Consider the following 19,601-nt stretch of genomic DNA (forward strand, 5'->3'; position numbering starts at 1 on the left):
CCTTACATAAACACTATCTATGCAAGCAGTATCGAATGGCAAGTCAGCAGAAGTCCGTTCGCGGATTGAACCTGACTTAAAAAAACAATCTACCGAAGTGCTCGCCGATTTGGGTCTGGATCTAAGCGGTGCTATCCGGTTGTTCCTGCGGCAGGTGGTGGAAGTAGGGGGGTTGCCTTTTGAGGTACGCAAACCCACGCCAGAAACGGTTGCGGCAATGACGGAGGCCCGCGCAATGTCGGCGGCGCGCTACGGCTCTGCGAAAGAACTTTTTGATGGTCTCGACAAACAAGCCGGCAAAGGCAAAGCGCGCGCCTCTGCCAAGAAGGGCTGATTACACGCGACAATTTGGCAAAGACTGGGAGAAGCTGACCCACTCAGGCAAACAGGATATGGGGCGTCTCAAAGAAGTCATGCTGCTCCTGATTGCTAATGATGGGGCGCTGCCTGCGGAGTGGTTAGACCACGAGCTGAGTGGCGATTGGGCTGATCATCGTGAATGCCATGCAAAGGGCGATTTGCTGTTGATTTACAAATTGGAGGCAGACAGCGTGATTTTTGTTCGCGCTGGAACGCACTCCGAGTTGTTTGGCCGCTAGTTGCCAGAGCCCGCTTCGGCGGGCTTTTTTACGTCTTTGCCCTTTTTTCGCTGTATCACCACACCTAGCGCCTGCACTCACCCCAACGCCCTCAACACATTCTCCCCCGTAGCTGGCGCTGTTAACTGCGCCTTACCATCCCCCCGCGCTTGGGCGATGGCGTCGCGCAGGGCTTCGTAGACGCTGATGCCCAGCATGAACGGGGGTTCGCCCACGGCTTTGCTGCCGCAGACGTTGTCTTCGCGGTTGGGTTCGGGCCACAGGGCCACGGTCAGGTGTTCGGGCACGTCGCCTGCGGTGGGTATCTTGTAGGTGCTGGGGGCGTGGGTGGTGAGCAGGCCTTTGTCGTTCCATACCAGTTGCTCGGTGGTGAGCCAGCCCATGCCTTGCACAAACGCGCCTTCTATCTGCCCTATGTCCAGCGCCGGGTTGATGCTGCGGCCCACGTCGTGCAGGATGTCCACGGCCAGCACGCGGCTCTCGCCGGTCAGGGTGTCTATCACCACCTCGGTGCAGGCTGCGCCGTAGCTGAAGTAGTAAAACGGCCGCCCGGTCAGGGTGGTTTTGTCGTAGTGGATTTTGGGCGTGCGGTAAAAGCCATCGCTCCACAGCTGGATGCGGTTGGCGTAGGCCAGCTTCACCACCTCGTCAAAACTGCGGGTGCTGCTGGGGGTGATGACTTGCCCCCCCTCAAATCGCACCGCGCCAGCGCCGCAGTTGTCCAGCCCGCACACAAACGCGGCCAGGTTGTCGCGCACATGGCGGGCGGCAAACTGGGCGGCGCGGCCATTCAGGTCAGTGCCGCTGCTGGCGGCTGTGGCGCTGGCGTTGGGCACTTTGCTGGTGTCGCTGGTGCTGCACAGCACGCGCTCAAAGGGCACGCCCAGTTCGTTGGCCACCACTTGCGCCACTTTGGTGTGCAGGCCTTGCCCCATTTCGGTGCCGCCGTGGTTCACCAGCACGCTGCCGTCGGTGTACACATGCACCAGCGCCCCGGCTTGGTTGAACAGCGTAGCCGTGAAGCTGATGCCAAACTTCACGGGCGTGAGCGCCAGGCCTTTTTTCAGCACTGGGCTGCTGGCGTTCCACGCGGCGATGGCCTTGCGGCGCTCGCGGTAGCGGCTGCTCTCGGCCAAGGTGCTGATGAGCGGCTGCAATATGTTGTCTTCCACCTTCATCTGGTAGTGGGTGGTGTCGCGCCGTTCAGTGCTGCTGTCGGGCAGTAGTTCGTCGCTGTACAGGTTGCGTTGGCGCACATCCAGCGGGTCTAGCCCCAGGTGGCGGGCGATGTCACCCATGATGGTCTCGATGACGATCACCCCCTGCGGCCCGCCAAAGCCGCGAAACGCGGTGTGGCTCTGCAGGTTGGTCTTGAGGCGGTAAGAGCGTATGTCCACCTGCGGCAGGTAGTAGGCGTTGTCGCTGTGGAAGATGGCGCGGTCGGCCACCGGGCCGGACAGGTCGGCGCTAAAGCCGCAGTTGGCCAGCATGGTCAGCTCCAAGCCCAGCAGGCGGCCTGTGTCGTCAAAGCCCACGCGGTAGTCGTACTCAAACGGGTGGCGTTTGCCGGTGATCAGGAAGTCGTCATCGCGGTCCAGCCGCAGCTTGACCGGGCAGCCGCAGTGCTGCGCAGCAATGGCGGCCCACACGGCCACATGGCCGGCTTGGGTTTCTTTGCCGCCAAAGCCTCCGCCCATGCGGCGGCACTCCACGCGCACGGCGTGGTTGTCTAGCCCCAAGGCGTGCGCCACCCAGTGCTGCACCTCGCCGGGGTGTTGGCTGCTGCTGTGGATGAGCCACTGGTTTTGCTCCTGCGGGATGGCGTAGGCAATCTGCCCTTCCAGATAAAAGTGCTCTTGCCCGCCCACCTCCAGTTGGCCTTGCAGCGTGTGCGGGGCGCTCTCCAGCGCTTTGGCCGCGTCGCCGCGCTGCACACGCACGGGCGGCAGCACAAAGCTGTGCTGGGCCAGCGCGGTGCGCACGTCCAGCACAGCGGGCAGGGGGGCTATGTCCAGCACCACCTGCTTGGCGGCGCGGCGCGCTTGCTCCATGGTGGTGGCCACGGCCAAACCCACCACTTGGCCCACGTGCTGCACCGTATCGCGGGCGAAGATGGGTTCGTCCCCCGCAAAACTGGCCAGCATGGGGTCACCCGGTATGTCGTGCGCCAGCAGCACGGCCACTACGCCGGGCAGGGCCAGTGCTGCGTCGGTGCGCACGGCTTGGAGTTGGCCGTGCGCTACGGGGCTGAGGATGGGTGCGGCGTGCAGCGTGCCGCGCAGCTCGGGCAGGTCGTCGATGTAGCTCACGCCCGCGCGCACTTGGGCGATGGCGCTTTCGTGCAGCACGTTGCGGCCTGCGGCGGGCGAGGTCATATTCACAGTCATACAGTCACCTCATGTCCTTGGCTTTGCAGCCAAAAGCGTTGCAACAAATTGCCCAGCACGGTGCGCCGGTAGTCGCTGCTGGCGCGCATGTCGCTGATGGGGTTGAACTCCTGCCGCAGCACCTGGGCGGCGGCTTGCACGGTGGCCTCGTTCCACGGTTGGCCCAGCAAGGCGGCCTCGGTCTGGCGTGCCCGCGCCGGGGTGGCGGCCACGCCGCCAGCGCCTATGCGGGCGGCGCGCACCACGCCACCAGCAAGCTGCAGGTTCAGGCACAGGCAGACGGCGGATATATCGTCTTCAAACCGCTTGGATACTTTGTAGGCTTGGCTGTACTCGCCCGCCACGGGTTTGGGCACCTTGATCCACGCCAGCACTTCGTCTTGGGCTAGCGCGGTTTGGCGGTAGCCGAGGTAAAAATTCTCCAGCATCAGCTCGCGGTGCGCGGCTTTGTTGCCGCGCCAAGCCATCAGCACCACGCTGGCACCCAGGGCTATGAGCAGCGGCATAGAGTCGCCAATAGGCGAGCCGTTGGCCACGTTGCCGCCCAGCGTGCCCGCATTGCGCACCGGTTTGCCGGCAAAGCGCTGGCCAAATTCGTCCAACTGCGGGCGCAGGGCCGCCAATGCGGCCCAGGCGTCGGTCAGCGTCACCGCTGCGCCGATGGCGATGTGGTGCGGGTAGTCCTCCACGCAGCGCAGTTCGCGCACGCGGGTCACATCGAGCAGGGGGCCTAGCTCGCGCTGCTGCTTGGTAATCCACAAGCCCACGTCCGTGCAGCCAGCCACCAGTTGGGCTTGTAGGTTGGCGGCGCGCTCTTGCAGCAGGGCGGGTAGGGTGGTGGGGGCTTTGTAAGCCAAATCGGGCTGTAGAGCAGATGGGGCTTGCTGGAGCTGCTCTAATTTTTGTAGCAAATCTTCTTCATCCAGCGGCAGGGCGGGGTAGCGCTGCATGGTTTGGGCGGCGTCCAATATGGGGCGGTAGCCGGTGCAGCGGCACAGGTTGCCGGACAGGGCCTGCTGCGCATCGCAGCGGCTGATGGGTTTAGCCTGCTGTGCATGGTCGCGGTACAGGGCAAACAAGCTCATGGCAAAGCCGGGGGTGCAAAAGCCGCATTGCGAGCCGTGGCACTGCGCCAACGCTTCTTGGGCGGGGTGCAGGTGGCCATCGCTGCTACCGATGTCTTGCGCGGTCCAGAGCACTTTGCCGTGCAGCGCATGGGCCAGGTGGATGCAGCTATTGACGGCCTTGGTGTGCAGCTTGCCACCCAAGGCTTCGCCCACCACCACGGTGCAGGCACCGCAGTCGCCTTCGTTGCAGCCTTCTTTGGCACCGGTGTGCTGCAGGTCTTGGCGCAGCAGTTGCAGCACGGTGCGCTGGGCAGGCACGTCGTGCAGGGTGACGATGCGGTTGCGGTGCACGAAGCGCAGCACAGGGGTGGTGGTGCGCAAATCGCGGCTCGTGGGGCTGTTCTCGTGGCTGGTCATAGGGCAATTCCTTGGATCAAGCAAGGCTACAGGCAGGTTTTGCATGGCTTTATAAGCAGTAGGATATGCCTTTCATGGATAGGGGTATATGACAGCCCCTGCACAAGACAAGAACAATCCGCCGGATGCCCTGCATGAGAGACCAAGAGCTGTTTGACAAGATAGACCTGCACCTGATTCGGTTGCTGCACACGGTGCTGACCGAACGCAGTGTCTCTCGTGCAGCCATCAAACTGGGTATGCACCAACCGGCAGTCAGTGCCGCCCTCAAACGCCTGCGCATGCTGGCCGATGACCAGCTACTGGTGCGCTCGGGCTCGGGTATGGTGCCCACGGTGACGGGGCTGCGCATGATTGAGCCCAGTGCCAGCATCTTGCGCGCTGCAGAAATGCTCTTTACCGACGTGCGCGGCTTCGCTCCGACGACGGCACGCACCACGTTTCGCATAGCGGCCAGCGACTACTTGGATCCGCTGTTTTTGCCCACTTTGGTAGCCCGCGTGAAAGAGCAAGCGCCCATGGCGCACTTGGAAATACACCCGCTGTACGCCAGTGTCGATTACCGCCACCAACTGGCGCAGGGCGAGATCGATGTGGTCATTGGCAACTGGCCCAAGCCGCCTGATGACTTGCACATGGGCCGCTTGTTGGGCGATGAAGTGGTGTGCTTGGTGTCCAAAAACCACCCGGCTGTGCGCCGTGGCTGGGATCAAGACGCTTGGCTCAAGGCCGAGCACGTGGCCCCAGTGCCGTATTACCCCGGCAGTTTGGGCATGATCGACGAGCATTTGGAAGGACTGGGTTTGCAGCGCAATATCACCGTGCGCACACCGTATTTCGCGCTCATACCCAGCATGGTGGCATCCACTTTGCTTGTGCTGACCACCGGGCGTCAGTACTGCGAACGCTTTGTGCAGCGCAATGGCTTGGTCATCTTGCCAAGCCCGGTGGAGTTTCCCCGCATGATGTATTACCAGTTGTGGCACAAACGTTCGCACACCAGTGCTGCCAGCCGCTGGCTGCGCGATTGCATCAAAACCGTGGCAGGTGATCTGAAAAAACTGCCTGAAGGAAGTCTTTGAATGTCTGTACCAACCATACCCCGGCTGCAGCTCACGGGTATTACCAAGGCCTACCCTGGTGTGGTGGCCAACAGCGGCGTGTCGCTGAGGGTGCTGCCCGGCGAGATCCACGCTGTGTTGGGTGAAAACGGAGCGGGTAAATCCACGCTCATGAAAATCATTTACGGCTCGGTCAAGCCCGATGCCGGCACCATCGAGTTCAATGGGCGCGAAGTGGCGGTGCGCAACCCGCAAGAAGCCCGCGCTTTGGGCATCAGCATGGTGTTCCAGCACTTCAACCTGTTTGACACCGTGAGCGTGGCCGAGAACGTGTGGCTCGGGCTGGACACGGGCGAGACCCTGGCGCAAGTGACCGAGCGCATCCGCCAAAAAGCCCAAGACTATGGGCTGGACATCGACCCACTGCGCCCGGTGCACACCCTGAGCGTGGGCGAGATGCAGCGGGTGGAAATCATTCGTGCGTTGCTCACCGAACCCAAGTTGCTCATCTTGGACGAGCCCACTTCGGTGCTAACCCCGCAAGCGGTTGAGAAGCTCTTTGTGGTGCTGCGCAAGCTGGCCAGCGAGGGCTGCAGCATTCTGTACATCAGCCACAAGCTGCACGAAATCCGCGCCCTGTGCTCGGCCTGCACCGTGCTGCGTGGCGGCAAGGTCACGGGCACGTGCAAACCTGCCGAGGAAAGCAATGCCTCGCTCTCGCGCCTCATGATTGGTGCCGAACCCCCAGCGCTGCAGCGCCGTGCGCCCCAGCAAGGTGCGGTGGTGTTGACGGTGCGTAATTTGAGCCTGCCCAGTGAAGACCAGTTTGGTGTGCCGCTGCAAGGCATTGGCTTGGAGGTGCGTTCGGGCGAAGTGGTCGGCATAGCGGGCGTGTCGGGCAATGGTCAGCGCGAGTTGCTGTACGCCTTGTCAGGCGAAGACACGCGGGCTGCCAGAGGCACTGTGTTGGTCGATGGACAAGACGTGTCGCAACTGCACCCCGGCCAGCGCCGTGCCTTGGGCCTGCACTTTGTGCCCGAGGAGCGTTTGGGCCGAGGGGCCGTGCCCACGCTGAGTTTGGCGCAAAACATGTTGCTGACCCGCAGCGAAGCCATTCATGGCAGCCGGGTGGCGGGGGGGTGGATTCGGCTGGGCCAACTGCGTGAGCATGCCAGCCGCATCATCGACACCTTTCGCGTCAAGGCCCATGGGGCGGGGGCGGCGGCCAAATCGCTCTCGGGCGGCAACTTGCAAAAATTCATCGTCGGCCGCGAGATCGATGCCAAACCGCGCCTGTTCATCGTTTCCCAGCCGACTTGGGGGGTGGATGTGGGCGCTGCGGCGCAAATCCGCGAATCCATCTTGGCCCTGCGCGATGCCGGCTGCGCCGTGCTGGTGGTGAGCGAAGAGCTGGACGAGTTGTTTGAAGTGAGTGACCGCCTGCACGTGCTGGCACGTGGGCGCTTGTCCCCCTCGTTGCCGGTGGCCGAAGCAACGGTAGAAAAAGTGGGGGAATGGATGAGTGGTTTGTGGCAAACAACTCCTGAGAAGCAGGAGGTGGCCCATGGCTAAATTGCGTTGGCAAGCGCGGCCGCAAGTGTCGGCGTTTTGGGTCTATGCATCCCCCGTGTTGGCTTTATTGCTCACGGTGGTGCTGGGCGTACTCTTGTTTCTGGCCTTGGACAAAGATCCCGTCAAGGGCTTGGGTGTGTTCTTTTGGGAGCCTATTCGCAGCGCTTATGGCTGGGGCGAGTTGCTTGTAAAAGGCACACCTTTGCTGCTTATCGCACTCGGGTTGGGTGTGTGTTTCCGCTCCAATGTGTGGAATATCGGGGCCGAAGGGCAGTACATCATGGGGGCGGTGGCCGCCAGTGGGGTAGCCCTTTTGGCCACTCCCACCACCGGGGGCTGGATTGTGGTGCCAGTCTTGCTGGCGGGGGCCTTGGCAGGCTTGTTGTGGGCAGGCGTCGTGGCTTTCTTGCGTGACCGCTTCAGCGCCAACGAGATCTTGGTCAGCCTGATGCTGGTGTACGTGGCCATTCAGTGGCTGGGCTACTTGGTCTATGGGCCGTGGAAAGACCCCATGGGTTTTAACTTCCCACAGACCAAAACCTTTGAAGCGGCCACACACATCCCTAAGCTGTTCAGCGGATCGCGCGTCACCATCGGTGTGCTGCTGGCACTGGTGGCGGTGCTGGCGGTGTGGGTGTTTTTGTTCCGCACCCGCGCTGGCTTTGCCCAGCAAGTGGGTGGCTTGGCGCCCGCGGCAGCGCGCTATGCAGGCTTTTCGTCGCGCAGAGCCTTGTGGACGGCGCTGCTCATATCCGGCGGTTTGGCGGGTATGGCTGGGGCGCTGGAGGTGGCTGGGCCCTTGGGGCAGCTCACGCCCTATGTGCCAGCAGGCTATGGCTTTGCGGCCATCATCGTGGCCTTTGTGGGGCGCTTGCACCCGTTGGGCATGGTGCTGTCGGCGCTGCTCATGAGCATGTTTTACATCGGTGGTGAGTTGGCGCAGTCCCGTTTGGGCTTGCCCAAGTCGCTCACGGGCGTGTTCCAAGGCCTGCTGCTGTTTTGCTTGCTGGCGTGCGACACGCTGGTGCATTACCGCATCCATTTAGACAAACAGGAAAAGGTGCGCTGAGATGGACACAAACGCATTACTGCTAGCCGTTACGCTGAGCGATACACTGAACGCGGGCACGGTGCTGGCTATGGCCTCCTTGGGGCTGCTCATCAACGAAAAATCAGGCATCGTGAACTTGGGCCCCGAGGGCATCATGCTCTGCGCCGCCATTGCCGGGTTTGCCGCAGCGGTGCGCTCTGGCAGTGACTTGGTGGGCTTTGCGGCGGGCATGGGCGCTGGCGTGTTGCTGGCGCTGGTGTTTGGCCTCTTGGTCATTTGGCTCAATACCAACCAGTACGCCACGGGGCTGGCCCTGAGCCTGTTTGGGGCTGGCTTCTCGGCTTTTGTGGGCACAGGCTTTGTGCAAGAGAAAATTTCCGAGCGTGCCAGTTACGCCATTCCCGGCTTGGCAGATATTCCATTCGTGGGGCCTGCTTTGTTTCGCCACCACCCCATGGTGTACATCACCGTGCTGTTGGCTGCAGCCATGGTGTGGTTCCTCTACCGTACCCGCTCGGGTTTGATTTTGCGCAGCGTGGGCGAGAACCCTGAGGCTGCCCACGGCTTGGGTTACCCGGTGCGCCGCATCCGCTTGCTGGCGGTGCTGTTTGGTGGCGCGTTGTGCGGTTTGGCGGGGGCGTATTTGTCTGTCATCTATACCCCACTGTGGGTGGAGGGTATGGTGGCTGGCAAGGGCTGGATTGCATTGGCTCTCACGACCTTTGCCACATGGCGTCCGGCACGTGTATTGCTTGGTGCTTATCTCTTTGGGGGGGTCACCATGCTGCAGTTCCACTTGCAAGGCATTGGTGTGGATATACCTAGCCAGTTCCTGAGCATGTTGCCCTATGTGGCTACGGTGCTTGTGTTGGTGCTGATTTCGCGCAATCCGCAGTGGATTCGCATTAATATGCCAGCTTCGCTAGGGAAGGCTTTCCACCCCGGTTCCTGATTGTTTAGGTATACCGTTTTTTTAACAAGGAAGTGCAATGACTGATCTGTACAAACGTTCTTTGCTCCAGTTGGCAGCGCTCACCGCTGTGGCTGGTGCTGCTTTGGTAGGTTGCGGCAAAAAAGAAGAGCCCGCACCTGCACCAGCCCCCGCTGCGGCAGCCCCCGCACCGGCCAAACCAGAGCCGCTGAAAATTGCGTTCGCTTACGTAGGCCCAGTGGGTGATGGCGGCTGGACGTTTGCCCATGACAGCGCACGCAAAGCACTGGAAAAAGAATTCGGCGACAAGATCCAAACCTCTTTTGTGGAAAACGTGCCCGAGTCTGCGGACGCTGAGCGCGTGATCCGTGACTTGGCCAGCCAAGGCAACAAGCTGGTGTTCGGCACCACTTTTGGCTACATGGAAACCATGCTCAAACTCGCTCCTGAGTTCAAGGACGTGAAGTTCGAGCACGCCACCGGCTACAAGAGCGCTGACAACATGCGCACCTACGACAGCCGCACCTACGAAGGCGCTTACATGGCTGGCGTGATTGCAGGCAAGATGAGCAAGTCTGGCACCTTGGGTGTGGTCGCTTCTGTGCCAATTCCAGAAGTGGTGCGCAACATCAACAGCTTCACACTGGGTGCCCAAACCCAAAACCCCAAGGTCAAGGTCAAGGTGGTGTGGGTGAACGCTTGGTTTGATCCACCAAAAGAAACCGAAGCCGCCACCAGCCTGATCAACGGCGGTGCGGATGTGCTGTTCCAAAACACCGACTCTGCTTCCGTGCTCAAAACCGCTGAAGCCAAGGGCAAGCGCGCTTTCGGTTGGGACTCTGACATGAGCTCCTACGGTCCTAAAGCCCACTTGGGTTCTTCCATCATCAACTGGACGCCTTACTACATCAAAGCCACCAAGGACGTCTTGGCTGGCACATGGAAGTCTGAGCCCAGCTGGTGGGGTGTGAAGGAAGGCGCTATCGACATCGTGTCCATCGCGGAAGATGTGCCTGCCGAAACCAAAACCAAGATCGACGAGATCAAGGCCGGTCTGAAAGACGGTAGCTTCGCTATCTGGAAAGGCCCCATCAAAGACAACGCTGGCAAGGAAGTCTTGAAAGACGGTGAAACCGCCGACGACAAGTTCCTGAGCGGTATCAACTTCTTCGTCAAAGGCGTGGAAGGCAAGGTGCCCGGTGCCAAGTAAGCACTCGGTGCATGCGTGAGTACCAAGGGCCGTTCTCACGGCCCTTTTTCGTTGGAGGGGCACTGTGCAAGAACAGCTCTGGCATCCGGTAGTAAGCAGCTATATCCTGCAAGACCAGCCATTGGCGGTGCAGCTACTGGGGCAGCGCGTGGTGCTATGGCGTGATGGGCAGGGCAGCGCACACGCATGGCCTGACCGTTGCCCACACCGGGGTGCCCAGTTGTCCTTGGGCCGGGTGCTGCGCACAGATGACTGTGGCCATCGGCTGGAGTGCCCCTACCACGGTTGGCAGTTCGATGCCCGTGGCCAGTGTGTGCGTGTGCCAGCGGTGCACAGTTTTGAGCCACCGTCCAGCCATGCGCTGCAACCTTATGCTGCCCATGAAGCCTATGGTTTGGTGTGGGTGAATTTGCAGCCCGCACAAGCTGCGGCCCATGCCGTTCCCCACTTTGCTGCCGAGCACGACCCCGCCTTGCGCAAAGTGCTCTGTGGCCCCTACGACGTGGCGACCAGTGCACCGCGCATCGTGGAGAATTTTTTGGACATGGCCCACTTTGGCTTTGTGCACGAAGGCTGGTTGGGGGTGCGCGAACAGCCCGAGGTGGCCGACTACGTGGTCGAGCGCGCCGCCCATGGCGTGCGTGCCAGCCAGTGCAAAGCGTGGCAGCCGCAAAGCAATGTGCACTCCACCGCTCCAGCAGAGGTCACCTACGACTATGAAGTGCTAGCCCCTTATACCGCCGCACTGAGTAAAGTGCCCGATGCGCACAGCGTGGCCGTGCAAGGCTTTCGCGAATCCATCGCCTTGTTCATTGGCCCCATGGAGCCCACACGTAGCCGCGTCTGGTTCCGACTGGCTATGCTGGACTGGCACAGCAGTGACGAGCACTTGCAAGCGTTTCAGCACACCATATTCACCCAAGACCAGCCGGTGCTGGAGTCCCAGCAACCCCAGTTGCTGCCGCTCAACTTGGCACACGAAGTGCATTGCGCTGCAGACAAACTCTCCAGTGCTTATCGCCGCTATTTACGAGAACAACACATTACCTTTGGAGTACAACCATGACCCGTTCTGCCTATACCGTTCCTCCCATCGCCGCTGAGCGATTGCCCGATTTGCTGCGGGCCATGCCCAAGGCGGAACTGCACATGCACATCGAAGGCTCTCTCGAGCCTGAGCAGATGTTTGCCTTGGCTGCGCGCAATGGCGTGGCGCTCAAATACCCCAGCGTGCAAAGCCTCAAAGACGCTTATGTGTTCAACAACCTGCAAGAGTTCTTGGACATCTACCACGACGGCACCATGGTGCTCAAAACCGAGCAAGATTTTTATGACATGGCCTGCGCCTACTTGGCCCGGGCGCAGGCCGACAACGTGCTGCACACCGAGTTGTTTTTCGATACCCAAACCCACACGGGCCATGGACTGAGTGCCGATACCGTCATCAACGGCCTGTACCAAGCCTGTGCCGATGCCCCAGCCAAGTTCGGCATGACCGCCTCGCTCATCCTGTGCTTCTTGCGCCATTTGAGCGAAGAAGAAGCCTTTGAATGCCTGGAACAAGCGCTGCCGCACCGCGACAAAATCGTGGGCATTGGCTTGGCCTCCAGCGAAGTAGGCCACCCGCCAGAAAAATTTGCCCGCGTATATGCGCGCGCGCGCCAGCTAGGCTTCCGGTTGGTGGCCCATGCGGGCGAAGAGGCTCCGCCAGCCTACATCTGGAGTGCGCTCGATGTGCTCCAAGTCGAGCGCATAGACCACGGCGTGCAAGCTATTCACGACGCTGCCTTGATGCAGCGCTTGGCCCAAGACAAGATGCCGCTGACCGTGTGCCCCTTGTCCAACCTCAAGTTGTGTGTGTTCCCCACGCTGGCCCAGCACAACATCGGGCGCATGCTCGATGCTGGCATTTGTGCCACCATCAACTCCGACGACCCGGCTTACTTCGGTGGCTACATCAACGAGAACTTCACCCAAACCTTTGCCGCACTGGGCCTCAATGCCCAGCATGCCTACACCTTAGCGGCCAATAGCTTTGAGGCCAGCTTCATCGACGCCAGCCTGCGCCAGCGCTATATGCATCGGCTGCAAGAGGTATTTGAGGGTTTTTCCTGAAAATCCCCTGATGGGAAGTGGCCGCAGCAGGTAAACTGTTTCTATGTGTGAACAAATGTTGTCGCCAACTGCAATCGATAACAATGACGCTCAACCAGTTGCTATTGCATGGAGTGAGCAAGATGCACCCGCTCGCCAAGCAACCCTCACGCGGATTCTGATACGCATCGCCAAAGAAGCGTTGCAAGAGGGCAGTGTCGATTCGATCATGAAGGGCATTTGCAATTGCTTGGTGCAAGAGCTGCCTGTTTCCATCGCCAGTGTTTTGCTGCTCAATGAGGACAAAACCGAGTTTGTTCACGAGGTCTATTCCGGCAGTTTTACCCAGTCACCCTTGGCGCTAACGGGGCGCTGGCCTATTACCGTGGGGGCTATTGGCCGCTGCGCGACGCTGGGCCAACCCCATTTGGTGCGCGATACGGCCACCGACCCGGACTATGTTCCGGGCAATAGCATTACACGCTCCGAATACATGGTTCCCGTGCGCCATGGCCATAGCTTGCACGGTGTCCTCAACCTTGAAAGCGGACGTACCGATTTTTTTGATGAGGAGTCTTGTGCTGTATTCAATGCGGTGGCCGATTTGGTGGCTGGTGCTCTCCATTTCGCACGCATGGCAGACCAACTGACGGTACTCAATCACCAGTTACTCCAACTCTCCATGCGCGATCCCTTGACGGGGCTGGCCAATCGACGCTTATTCGATGTGCGCTTGCTAGAAGTGTGGGGTCGGCAAATGCGCGAGGGCGCTCCACTGGCCTTGCTGATGGCCGATGCCGACTATTTCAAGGCTTTGAATGACACCGCAGGTCATTTGCGCGGTGATGAATGCCTGCGCAGACTAGCCTGCGTGTGTGAGCCATTTGCCGTGGAAGCCAACGATCTGGTCGCCCGTTATGGAGGCGAAGAGTTCGTATTGCTGCTGCCTGGCAGAACCGTTGAACAAGCGATTCTGACTGCCGAGATGCTGCGCGAGGCGGTTGTGAAGGAGGCGTTGGAGCATCCCGCTTCACCGCAGTCATCGCATGTCACGGTCAGCATTGGCGTAGCGGTGCTAACTCCTTCTGATGCCATCAAGCCCGAGCAACTGGTGGCAGCTGCGGACAAAGCGATGTATGCAGCCAAGAGCAATGGCCGCAACCAAGTGGCTTACTGTGCCGAACCGTCACCCTTGGCGCAGATGGCCAAGGCATGAGTTGGTATGGCTTACAGCATCTTGCCCGGGTTGAGCAGCCCCTGCGGGTCTAGCGCGGCTTTGATACTGCGCATCAGTGCCAGCGCCGCGGGCTCTTTGTAGTGCGCTAGTTTGTCGCGCTTCATGCTGCCTATGCCGTGTTCGGCGCTGATAGAGCCGCTGTAGCGCTGCACCATGTCGTACACCAAGGTGTTGACCTGGCCTTCTTGCTCGAGCAGGAAGGCTTCGCCATTGGTGCCCTCGGGGGCTTGCACGTTGTAGTGCAGGTTGCCATCGCCTAGGTGGCCGTAATTGACCAAGCGCACACCGGGGTAGTGCTGGGCCAGCAGGGCGTCCATCTCGGCCACAAAGGCGGGGATGCGGGACACCGCCAGTGAGATGTCGTGCTTGATGTTCAGCCCCTCTTGTGCTTGCGCCAGTGGCACGCTCTCGCGGATGTGCCACAGCGCGTGCGCTTGGGCGATGTTTTCCGCAATCACCGCATCGGTGATGCAGCCTTGTTCAAACGCGGCTTCCATCAGCGCCTCAAAGCGGGTGCGGGCATGCGTCTCGGATTCGAGATCCGAGTTCTCCAACACCACGTACCAAGGCGATGCGGCTGCAGCAAAAGGAATGCGCTGCTGTGGAAAATGCTTGCGCACCAAACCCACCGCAAAATCGGCCATGACCTCAAAACCCGTCAGCCCTGCATGCAAATGCTGGTGCGCCAAACCCAGTAGCTGTACCGCCGCATCGAGTGAGGGCAGGGCAGCAAAGGCCGTGAGCTGGGCCACAGGCTGCGGATAAATGCGCAACGTGGCAGCGGTGATGATGCCCAGCGTGCCTTCGGAGCCAATAAACAGATGGCGCAGGTCGTAACCCGTGTTGTCTTTGCGCAGGCCCGTGAGGCCGTGCCAGACCTCGCCCTGTGCGGTCACGACTTCCAGCCCTAGGCACAGCTCGCGCGTATTGCCATAGCGCACTACCTGCGTGCCGCCCGCATTGGTGGCCAAGTTGCCCCCTATGGTGCAACTGCCTTCGGCGGCCAAACTCAGTGGGAACAAGTAGCCCTGCGCGGCGCAGGCTTCTTGCAGGGTTTGCAGCACACAGCCGGCTTCCACAGTCACCGTCAGGTTGGCCGCATCGATAGTGCGGATGCGGTTCAGGCGCGTGAGGTTGAGCACTACCTGCGTGCCACTGGCATCGGGCGTAGAGCCCACCACCATGCCGGTGTTACCGCCTTGGGGAACCAGTGCCACCTTGTGGGCCACGCAGGCGCGTACCACGGCGGCTACTTCGTCAGTGCTGGCGGGGCGCACTACAGCCAAGGCTTTGCCGCGTTCGCGCTTGCGCCAGTCTTGCTCGTAGGCGGTCAGGTCGCCATCGGCATCGGTCAGTACATGGGTTGCGCCGACGATAGCGCGCAAGGTATCAAGAATGGGGTGTTGGGTGCTCATGGTTTGGAGAACGGTCTTGTGCTTGACCTGCGGCCAAGCGCAGGCGAATGTAAATGGTGCAGCCGACAAACAGCAGCAGGCTCAACGCCAGTTCGGCCAAGGCCAGCAGGCTGCTTAGGCTATTGGGATCGCTGGTGCTGCGCACGGCTCCCTCGGCAAAGTACAGCCACACCAGCAATGCCAGCCAGCGGTAGGTGTAGAGGCGATTTTTCAGCAGGCCCGCCAGCGGCAGACACAGGGGCAGCACCTTGAGTGCCAGCCATGAACCGCCAGGATGCACGGGGGCCCACCATAACTCCCAGCCTAGGCACAGCAGCACCAAGGCCAGCAGTACCAAGACATTGACCCAGCGCAGCAGGCGAACCGCCGGGGATGGAGAAGAGGAAGGCAGCATAGCGGTGGCATCATAGCGGGATGACTATTGCCCCAACTGCTTTGTACCGTTTGCGCCTGTGGCTACGGGAGGTAGCCAGCATTCCTTGGCGCGATGCGTTGCTGACGCTGCGCGAGCGCTTTCGGGAAGACCGCTTGGCGCTGACCGCCAGCAGCCTGACCTTCACCACCATCATTGCCTTGGTGCCACTGTTCACCTTGGCGCTGGCCATCTTCACCGCCTTTCCCATGTTCGCCAAATTTCAGGACGTGCTGCAAAAATGGTTGGTGCAGAGTTTGGTGCCCGACAGCATCGCCCGCCAAGTGCTGGGCTACCTGAGCACATTCGCCCGCCAAGCCAACAAGCTGGGCATGGCCGGTTTGTCGGCATTGCTGATTTCGGCGTTGGCACTGGTGTTCACCATAGACCGCACGCTCAATAGCATTTGGCGCGTGCGCCGCCGTCGCCCATTTGGGCAGCGGCTGCTCATTTACTGGACTGCTATCACCTTGGGCCCACTGCTCTTGGGTGCGAGTTTGGCGCTCACGTCTTATGCCTTGGCGTCGTCCAAAGGTTGGTTGCCCGGAGGGGTGGGTTTGGCCTTGGACGTGGTGCAGTTCGTGTTGGTGGCAACGGGTATGGCCTGCACGTTTCACTACATCCCCAACACCGAAGTGCGCTGGGGCCATGCGTGGATGGGCGGCTGGTTTGTGGCCTCGGGATTGGAGTTGGCGCGACGTGGCTTGGCCTTTTACATTGCCAAAGTACCCACCTATTCACTGGTGTACGGCGCTTTTGCCACGGTGCCTATCTTGCTGGTGTGGGTGTACATCGCGTGGGTCATTGTGTTGCTGGGTGCGGCACTCACCGCGTATTTGCCGGCACTGTTGTCCCACGTGCCACGCCGCAAGCTGGGCAATGGCTGGCAGTTCCAGTTGGGCTTGGAAGCATTGCAGTTGCTCTACCAAGCGCGCCTCTTGCCCGAGCGTGGCCTGAGTCTGCCCGAACTTTGTCGCCAACTGCAGGTCGATACACAGCGCCTCGAAACTGTGCTGGAAGCCCTTCAGCAGCTGGACTGGGTGGGCCAGTTGCATGAGGGGGATGCATCCATAGAACTCTCGCGCCATGTGTTGCTGGTCGAGCCCGAACATGCTGATTTGGGAGTCTTGGCACAGCGGCTTTTGTTGCAACCGCATGGCATCACCTTCAATTGGTGGAAAAATGCCTTGCAGAGTCCACAAACACTGCGGGACGTGCTATAAAAACAGGAGCATAAGCTGCCCTAATGGGGGCGCTTTCCAGTTGCACTGGTAATGCTCCTGATACCCAGATCCTGCGGGGCTGGGCTATATTGTCTGCATACCTATACCCAGCTACAACCTAGCCATACATTTGCACCATGAAAGTCAGTGACATCCTCAAGCTCAAGGGCAGCACGCTCTTTACCATCACGCCAGAAGACAGTTTGGCCGACGCGGCCAAGCTGATGGCCGACAACGACTTGGGCTCGCTGGTGGTCATGTCGCACGGCTTGGTGGTGGGCATGCTTACCTTCCGTGAAGTGATCCAAGCCATCGTGAAAAACGGCGGCAGCTTTGGCACCACCACCGTGTACCGTGCCATGGATTCGGGTCCACTCATCTGCACCCTGAACACCGAGATGGACGAAGTGCGCCGCATGATGCTAGAGCGCCATGCCCGTTATATGCCCGTGGTGGACAACCGCATGCTCATGGGCGTGATCAGCTTCTACGACGTGGCCAAGGCCGTGGTCGATAGCCAAAACTTTGAGAACACCATGCTCAAGGCCTTTATCCGCGGCTGGCCGGACGACGACAAGCAAGCCGCTACCGACTAAGCCACTGCAACGCAGCAGGGCAGGCCATGCAGGCGATAATCGCCTGCATGAGCGGCAATACTTTCGGACATCTCTTTACCGTCACCAACTTTGGTGAATCCCACGGCCCTGCAATAGGTTGCGTTATTGACGGCTGCCCCCCGGGGTTGGCTTTGAGCGAGGCGGACATTCAGGTCGAACTGGACAGACGCCGCCCCGGCACCTCGCGCTTTGTGACGCAGCGCAACGAACCCGATGCGGTGCAAATCCTCAGTGGCGTGTACGAAGGCCGCACTACCGGCACCCCCATTGCGCTGCTGATCCAAAACACCGACCAGCGCAGCAAAGACTACGGCAACATTCTGGAAACCTTCCGCCCCGGCCATGCGGACTACACCTACTTCCAGAAATATGGCCTGCGCGATCCGCGTGGCGGTGGCCGCAGCAGCGCCCGCCTGACAGCGCCCACTGTGGCCGCTGGAGCCGTGGCCAAGAAATGGCTGCAAGAACACATCGGCTGCACTTTTGCCGCTTGCATGACGCAACTGGGCGAGTTGCCCATCGCCTTCGAGTCGTGGGAGCATGTGCCCCATAACCCCTTCTTTGCCCCGGTGGCCGATGTGTCTGCACTGGAAACCTACATGGACGAATTGCGCAAAGCGCATGACTCCTGCGGTGCCCGCATCCGTGTGGTGGCGCGTGGCGTGCCCGCTGGTTTGGGTGAACCCTTGTTTGACAAGATGGATGCCGACATTGCCTACGCCATGATGGGCCTGAACGCCGTCAAGGGCGTCGAGATAGGCGCTGGCTTTGGCAGCGTGGCCCAGCGCGGCACCGTGCATGGCGACTCGCTCACCCCGCAAGGCTTTGCCAGCAACAACGCCGGAGGCATTTTGGGCGGTATCACCACCGGGCAGGATATTGAGGTGAGCATCGCCATCAAGCCCACCAGCTCTATCTTGACGCCGCGCGCCAGCATCGACATCCATGGCAACCCCATCGAGGTGGTGACCAAAGGCCGCCACGACCCCTGCGTGGGCATCCGTGCCGCGCCCATTGCCGAGGCGCTGCTGGCCTTGGTCATCATGGACCATGTGCTGCGCCATCGCGCCCAGTGTGGGGATGTGAATCCCAGCCTGTCTGCGATCCCTGCGCAGGCATGAGTCCTACGCAGCGCAAAGCCGTTGTCGCGTTTGCGTGGCTGACGGCTGCCTATTGCGTATACGGCGCTTTCTTTACGACCTATCTGCCCTTGTGGCTCAAGCAACAAGGTTTGGCGGTCGGGGTTATCAGCAGCCTGATGGCTATTCAGCCCTTGACCCGTGTGTTTGTGCCCTACGCATGGGGCGCTTTGGCCGACAAAACCCATAAGCGTACGCAGGTGTTGCGCTGGCTATCGGCCATGACGCTGTTGTGCTCACTCGGCCTTTGGTGGCAAGGTGGTGCATGGTGGGTGGCTTTGGTGCTGCTGGGTATTTATGCCCACTTCAGTGCCATACAACCACTCAGCGATGCGGCGGTGAGCCAAGTCATCAGCCAAGACGGGCATTTGGACAGCCGTTTGTATGGACGCATCCGTTTGTGTGGATCGGTTGGTTTCATGCTGGCGGTGCTGTTTGCGGGCTGGTGGTTTGAACGCCAAGGCTTGCAAACCTTTGTGTGGGTGGTGCTGGTCAGTGCTGTCTTGCTGCTGTTGGCGGCTATGCGCACGCCTACGCTCTACAGCAGCAGTGCCGGGCAAGCCCCTATGCCAGTGGCCTCTGTGCTGCGTCGCCAAGAGGTGCAGTGGTTCTTTGTCGGGGCGTTTTTTCATGTGCTCTCGCACATGGGGCTGTACACCTTTTTCTCGCTGTACCTCGATAGTCTTGGCTACAGCAAAACCATGATCGGGGTGTACTGGTCGGTCAGCGTGACGGTGGAAATTGCGTGGTTCTTTACCCAAAGCCGTTGGATGCCCTTGCTGGCTTTGCCGCAGTGGTTGCTGCTGGGCAGTGCGGTCATGGCGGTGCGCATGGCTGTGACGGCGGAGTTGGCCACGGTGCTGTGGGTCATGGTGATCGCACAAGCCGTGCATGCATTCACATTTGCTGCCCACCACAGCGCAGCGATGGCCTTGATTGCCCGTTTCTTCCCTGGTGCATTGCTGGGGCGTGGCCAGGCGCTGTACGTGGTGCTGGCCTATGGCGTGCCAGGCATGCTGGCAGGCTTTTTGGGCGGGTGGATGCAAGGCTATTGGGGTCTGTCCAGCATCTACTGGGCCTGCTCGGCCAGTGCGGCGGTGGCTGCACTGTGCGCGTGGCGAATTTGGTGCATACACCGTTCTGGCGCATTTTTTGCTTGAGTTTGGTGC

Annotated in this window: 18 protein-coding genes; 14 read left to right on the forward strand and 4 right to left on the reverse strand. The window is 60.5% G+C overall.

Annotated features, from left to right (window positions below):
• Nucleotides 1–19: 19 nt before the first annotated feature.
• Nucleotides 20–334: a type II toxin-antitoxin system RelB/DinJ family antitoxin gene (locus tag KIK84_RS02090; protein ID WP_214121319.1), complete on the forward strand. Its 315-nt coding sequence runs from the start codon at nucleotides 20–22 to the stop codon at nucleotides 332–334.
• Complete coding sequence (locus KIK84_RS02095; RefSeq protein WP_214121320.1) at nucleotides 276–599, forward strand: type II toxin-antitoxin system YafQ family toxin; 324 nt, start codon at nucleotides 276–278, stop codon at nucleotides 597–599. The genes KIK84_RS02090 and KIK84_RS02095 overlap by 59 nt, the downstream gene beginning before the upstream one ends.
• 77 nt (nucleotides 600–676) lie before the next feature.
• Here KIK84_RS02095 and xdhB read toward each other — a convergent pair whose 3' ends face one another.
• Together xdhB and xdhA are read right to left on the reverse strand one after the other, a co-directional pair.
• Nucleotides 677–2,986, reverse strand: a complete 2,310-nt coding sequence (xdhB, locus tag KIK84_RS02100; protein ID WP_214121321.1) for a xanthine dehydrogenase molybdopterin binding subunit — start codon at nucleotides 2,984–2,986, stop codon at nucleotides 677–679.
• Entirely contained in the window at nucleotides 2,983–4,470 is a 1,488-nt protein-coding gene (gene xdhA / locus KIK84_RS02105; protein ID WP_214121322.1) for a xanthine dehydrogenase small subunit, read from the reverse strand. Before xdhA ends, xdhB begins: the two co-directional genes overlap by 4 nt.
• A 134-nt stretch (nucleotides 4,471–4,604) precedes the next feature.
• Here xdhA and KIK84_RS02110 point away from each other — a divergent pair, with 134 nt between their 5' ends.
• The 8 genes from KIK84_RS02110 to KIK84_RS02145 all read left to right on the forward strand — a co-directional run bounded on the left by KIK84_RS02110 (nucleotide 4,605) and on the right by KIK84_RS02145 (nucleotide 13,605).
• The gene (locus KIK84_RS02110) at nucleotides 4,605–5,552 is read left to right on the forward strand and encodes a LysR family transcriptional regulator (RefSeq protein WP_214121323.1); all 948 of its coding nucleotides are present in this window, start codon (nucleotides 4,605–4,607) and stop codon (nucleotides 5,550–5,552) included.
• Nucleotides 5,553–7,103, forward strand: coding sequence for an ABC transporter ATP-binding protein (locus tag KIK84_RS02115; protein ID WP_214121324.1), 1,551 nt, complete (start codon nucleotides 5,553–5,555; stop codon nucleotides 7,101–7,103).
• Nucleotides 7,096–8,172, forward strand: coding sequence for an ABC transporter permease (locus KIK84_RS02120; protein WP_214121325.1), 1,077 nt, complete (start codon nucleotides 7,096–7,098; stop codon nucleotides 8,170–8,172). Before KIK84_RS02115 ends, KIK84_RS02120 begins: the two co-directional genes overlap by 8 nt.
• A 1-nt stretch (nucleotide 8,173) precedes the next feature.
• On the forward strand, nucleotides 8,174–9,106 hold the full coding sequence (locus KIK84_RS02125) for an ABC transporter permease (RefSeq protein WP_214121326.1): 933 nt from the start codon (nucleotides 8,174–8,176) through the stop codon (nucleotides 9,104–9,106).
• A 37-nt stretch (nucleotides 9,107–9,143) separates the two neighbouring features.
• Nucleotides 9,144–10,295 (forward strand): BMP family ABC transporter substrate-binding protein, encoded by a 1,152-nt coding sequence (locus KIK84_RS02130; RefSeq protein WP_214121327.1) that lies wholly within the window; start codon nucleotides 9,144–9,146, stop codon nucleotides 10,293–10,295.
• 64 nt (nucleotides 10,296–10,359) lie between these two features.
• Nucleotides 10,360–11,361, forward strand: a complete 1,002-nt coding sequence (locus KIK84_RS02135; RefSeq protein WP_214121328.1) for a Rieske 2Fe-2S domain-containing protein — start codon at nucleotides 10,360–10,362, stop codon at nucleotides 11,359–11,361.
• A complete protein-coding gene (locus KIK84_RS02140; RefSeq protein ID WP_214121329.1) occupies nucleotides 11,358–12,410 on the forward strand; it encodes an adenosine deaminase in 1,053 nt (350 codons plus the stop codon). Before KIK84_RS02135 ends, KIK84_RS02140 begins: the two co-directional genes overlap by 4 nt.
• Nucleotides 12,411–12,465: 55 nt before the next feature.
• The gene (locus KIK84_RS02145; RefSeq protein ID WP_214121330.1) at nucleotides 12,466–13,605 is read left to right on the forward strand and encodes a sensor domain-containing diguanylate cyclase; all 1,140 of its coding nucleotides are present in this window, start codon (nucleotides 12,466–12,468) and stop codon (nucleotides 13,603–13,605) included.
• A gap of 11 nt (nucleotides 13,606–13,616) precedes the next feature.
• On the opposite strand, the gene KIK84_RS02150 is transcribed toward KIK84_RS02145, so the two are convergent.
• Both KIK84_RS02150 and KIK84_RS02155 read right to left on the reverse strand, forming a co-directional pair.
• Complete coding sequence (locus KIK84_RS02150) at nucleotides 13,617–15,041, reverse strand: FAD-binding oxidoreductase (RefSeq protein WP_214121331.1); 1,425 nt, start codon at nucleotides 15,039–15,041, stop codon at nucleotides 13,617–13,619.
• On the reverse strand, nucleotides 15,016–15,435 hold the full coding sequence (locus KIK84_RS02155; protein WP_214121332.1) for a DUF2069 domain-containing protein: 420 nt from the start codon (nucleotides 15,433–15,435) through the stop codon (nucleotides 15,016–15,018). Before KIK84_RS02155 ends, KIK84_RS02150 begins: the two co-directional genes overlap by 26 nt.
• A gap of 20 nt (nucleotides 15,436–15,455) precedes the next feature.
• Between KIK84_RS02155 and KIK84_RS02160 the strand changes: the two genes are divergently transcribed.
• From KIK84_RS02160 to KIK84_RS02175, 4 genes are all read left to right on the forward strand, one after another.
• Nucleotides 15,456–16,676: a YihY family inner membrane protein gene (locus KIK84_RS02160; protein ID WP_214121333.1), complete on the forward strand. Its 1,221-nt coding sequence runs from the start codon at nucleotides 15,456–15,458 to the stop codon at nucleotides 16,674–16,676.
• A gap of 137 nt (nucleotides 16,677–16,813) precedes the next feature.
• Nucleotides 16,814–17,272 (forward strand): CBS domain-containing protein, encoded by a 459-nt coding sequence (locus KIK84_RS02165; RefSeq protein ID WP_214121334.1) that lies wholly within the window; start codon nucleotides 16,814–16,816, stop codon nucleotides 17,270–17,272.
• Between the two features lie 47 nt (nucleotides 17,273–17,319).
• Nucleotides 17,320–18,414, forward strand: coding sequence for a chorismate synthase (gene aroC, locus KIK84_RS02170; protein WP_214121578.1), 1,095 nt, complete (start codon nucleotides 17,320–17,322; stop codon nucleotides 18,412–18,414).
• Entirely contained in the window at nucleotides 18,411–19,592 is a 1,182-nt protein-coding gene (locus tag KIK84_RS02175; RefSeq protein WP_214121335.1) for an MFS transporter, read from the forward strand. Before aroC ends, KIK84_RS02175 begins: the two co-directional genes overlap by 4 nt.
• The last annotated feature ends 9 nt before the right edge of the window (nucleotides 19,593–19,601 follow it).

Source organism: Curvibacter sp. CHRR-16 (genome assembly GCF_018474005.1).
In the GTDB taxonomy this organism is placed as follows: domain Bacteria; phylum Pseudomonadota; class Gammaproteobacteria; order Burkholderiales; family Burkholderiaceae_C; genus Allorhodoferax.